This is a genomic window from Candidatus Culexarchaeum yellowstonense (assembly GCF_024707025.1).
GTDB lineage: Archaea > Thermoproteota > Methanomethylicia > Culexarchaeales > Culexarchaeaceae > Culexarchaeum.
Genome location: NZ_JANGFQ010000139.1, coordinates 1 through 3,161 on the forward strand (window position 1 = coordinate 1; position 3,161 = coordinate 3,161).

Genomic DNA, 3,161 nt, shown 5'->3' on the forward strand with positions numbered 1-3,161 from the left:
GTTGAGGGTTTGGATGGACCTGATGTATTTTATGGGTGGATATAAGCCCCATCCAAAAATTGACAAACCATTAAGCATAGTTGAAGCTATGGAGGTAATTGAGAGGGAGAAATGCAGTTTAGAGTTGAAGAATGCACTTTTAGATGCACTCTTAAACAATGAAATTCAAGTTTGGCTTTGCTTTGATGGGAAAATACGATACCAGTATGTTGGGGGATGAATAAATGGTGAAACTTGTATATACAATTGAGAGGAAGGAGGACCTGCTCAAATTAAAGCCTGAAGTTTGGCGTGGAATAAAAGGCTTCAAATTATACGTTATACATCCAAATGCATTGAAATTCGACTTCCTATTACATTTGCCAAGCCATAGGCTGAGGTCCGCTGCATGGAGCTTCATTGAAATCTTGAATAGAATAATGCTTAGGGGGAGGATACTGGTTGAATTTGAATTATAGCTTCAGAAGGATAATTAGGGAGTTGAATGACGCTTGGTATGCTATTCTAACTACTGTTACCAGCATATTCCTTTCATGGTGGCTGATGGTTAACTACTCAATTGACGCTCGAATAATCATCCTCGTATCCTTTATGATGTGGTGGTCAGGATTCCTTTGGTGCATATATCTATTAGATAAGGCAATGGAGGATTGCCAATGAAACTTGAGTTTTCAAGTATACCATGCCATGGCACAATAATTGTAGCTGTAAAGGACCCGAACACTGGGGATGAACGTTTAACCAGAGTTCCATGCAATGGAACCATGATACCAGAAGTGCGTGAGATCGTGGATGGAGTGTTTGAGGTCCGCTGGGTTTGCAGTAGATGCGGATCCATTAAAGGAGCGATAATTGGGGCTGCAATGCCTTGAAAGTCTTGTTGGTTGATGTTGATTCAGTTTGGTTTAATTTGGCTTTGATGAAGTTGAGCAGTTGGCATAAGTGTAGAGGGGATTATGTCTATCTGATTAGGCTTCCAAGGAAGTATCGTAGGGGGTTTGGTAAGCCATTGGATTTGACGATCAATTCTCCAATGAGGAATTATGATCGTGCATATGTAAGCTGCATATTCAGTGAAAACGCTCCATTGGCAAAGGGAATTGTCAAGATGCTTGAATCCTTGGGCGTGGAGGTTGAGCTTGGAGGGAGTGGGGTTGATTTAAAAAGCCAATTGCCAAATGAAGTTGAACACATAATGCCAGATTATGACCTATATGGATTGAATTATTCAGTTGGCTTCATAACACGTGGATGCATTAGAAGTTGCCCATGGTGTATAGTTCCATTGAAGGAGGGGAAGATTAGGTTCAACGCACCATTAAAGGAGTTTCTCCATCCAAGGCATAGGAAGGTCATGTTATTAGATAACAATCTACTTGCATACGATGGGCATATAGATGTTTTGAGGGAGCTTGCATTGAAGAGGCTTATGGTATCATTCAATCAAGGGTTGGATATAAGGCTAATTGAAAATGAGAATGCAAAATGGTTGAGCCACATAAAGTATAGGGACGATCAATTCAAAGCTCCAAGACTATACTTCAGTTGGGATATATTGAACATTGAAAGCGAAGTTTATAGGGGGATTGAAATATTGAGGAAGCATGGCATACCTGGGAGGCATATGATGTTCTACATGCTATGCGGATACAATGTGAAAAGGGAGGATTACACATGGGATTACTTCATGGGAAACGATTACTATAGGTTTCAGGTCCTAAGGAGGCTTGGAGTAATGCCATACGTAATGAAGTATAATGGTAGAAATGATATACCATTATTAAATCATTTTGCAAGATATGTTAATAGACACCTTTATAACACATGGACGTTCCAAGAATATTTAAAACATAAAAGAAGTAAATTGGCTTTAAATGATGAGGAAGGTGGATCTGAATGATTATGAAGCCTATAAATACCATAATTTCAACATTAAATTTTGGAGGTGAAATGTATGGTTGAGATAATTGAGGATTGGAACATGCTCATGGAGCATGCAAGATACTGCCACATCATAGTATACAAGATCAACAGATTGCCAGAAGGAGTAAGGCTACGTGTAAGGGTTGGAAGCTTCGGCTATGATAAGGTTCTAAGCGAGAAGGAGGCTAAGGAGAAGGAGGAATACTTGAAGCAGATCGGAGCAGTTAAGATCGTGGATTCAGTTGCAGACAGCATATTCTTCGTGGGCTAAACCGTTAAACTTATATTTTTCCTGCGAGATCATCACCACCACATATTTTTGCACATTCAAACCTAGATTTCCCCGTCAAAAACATTTGAATGTAGGTTCAGGTCCGCTAGAGCTTAATTCTCTTGACAATTTGTGATCGCGTCTTATAGAATACTCTTGAACCGCATTTTGGACATTTATACCTGTATTCCTCCAATTCCCCAATATCCTTGAATATGCGTTTACATCCTAAACATTTGTATGGCATGGAATTCACTTCAGAGAGAGACGATTCATCATCGATTCAGCAACAACCCAATCATCATTCAATTTAGATTTAACTTATTCTCCTATATAAGTGAACCTATATTTCCAGTGGAGTTGAGGGTATATATGGGTATTTAGTGATTTTTTAATAAATAAATAAATTTATAAGTTAAACCTATACTATCTTTTTGTGGAGTGGAAATATGGGTAGGAAGAGGAAGATAAGTGATGGAGTTATAGTTACAGTCTATCTTCCAAAGGACTTATACCTATCCCTCCTTGCAATTGCAAATAAGCATGGTAAAAGTTTAAGCGAATATGTAAGGGAAATGTTGAGTGGAATCATGGCTCAAAGCAAAATTATGAATGGTGGATGCACAGTTGATCTAAGTAGAGTCAAGAAGGAATTGATCGTTGAAGAAGCATACGAGAAAATTGAGAATCTCAGGAAGCTAATGGATAGATTGGAAAACGTATCACCTTCGGAGAAGAATACATTGAAATACTATGAGTTGAAGCAAACCATTAGGAGGCTTGCAATGGAACTTATAGATTACGTGAACAAGAACTGCATAGACGACAAGAAACTCCTCGATGAAGCCTCAAACATACTTAGAAGACTGAACAGTAAAAACTAAGACGCAAAATCCACTAAACCACACATAATTTTTATATGATCGTATGAAACGTAAACCTTAAAATCATACCAAGAAATCAGAAA

At 38.4% G+C, this 3,161-nt stretch carries 7 protein-coding genes; 6 read left to right on the plus strand and 1 reads right to left on the minus strand.

Annotated elements, in window-relative coordinates:
* From MRT15_RS09670 to MRT15_RS09690, 5 genes are all read left to right on the plus strand, one after another.
* A partial coding sequence (locus MRT15_RS09670) for a hypothetical protein (protein WP_304329886.1) occupies nt 1-220 on the plus strand: 220 nt, incomplete at its 5' end.
* 4 nt (nt 221-224) lie between these two features.
* Nucleotides 225-458, plus strand: a complete 234-nt coding sequence (locus MRT15_RS09675; RefSeq protein WP_304329887.1) for a hypothetical protein — start codon at nt 225-227, stop codon at nt 456-458.
* A 198-nt stretch (nt 459-656) separates the two neighbouring features.
* The gene (locus MRT15_RS09680) at nt 657-872 is read left to right on the plus strand and encodes a hypothetical protein (RefSeq protein ID WP_304329888.1); all 216 of its coding nucleotides are present in this window, start codon (nt 657-659) and stop codon (nt 870-872) included.
* Nucleotides 869-1,900, plus strand: a complete 1,032-nt coding sequence (locus MRT15_RS09685) for a radical SAM protein (protein WP_304329889.1) — start codon at nt 869-871, stop codon at nt 1,898-1,900. The genes MRT15_RS09680 and MRT15_RS09685 overlap by 4 nt, the downstream gene beginning before the upstream one ends.
* A gap of 54 nt (nt 1,901-1,954) precedes the next feature.
* Nucleotides 1,955-2,194, plus strand: coding sequence for a hypothetical protein (locus tag MRT15_RS09690; protein WP_304329890.1), 240 nt, complete (start codon nt 1,955-1,957; stop codon nt 2,192-2,194).
* 106 nt (nt 2,195-2,300) lie between these two features.
* On the opposite strand, the gene MRT15_RS09695 is transcribed toward MRT15_RS09690, so the two are convergent.
* Complete coding sequence (locus tag MRT15_RS09695; RefSeq protein ID WP_304329891.1) at nt 2,301-2,441, minus strand: hypothetical protein; 141 nt, start codon at nt 2,439-2,441, stop codon at nt 2,301-2,303.
* A 202-nt stretch (nt 2,442-2,643) separates the two neighbouring features.
* On the opposite strand from MRT15_RS09695, the gene MRT15_RS09700 reads away from it, so the two are divergent.
* Complete coding sequence (locus MRT15_RS09700) at nt 2,644-3,078, plus strand: hypothetical protein (RefSeq protein ID WP_304329892.1); 435 nt, start codon at nt 2,644-2,646, stop codon at nt 3,076-3,078.
* The last annotated feature ends 83 nt before the right edge of the window (nt 3,079-3,161 follow it).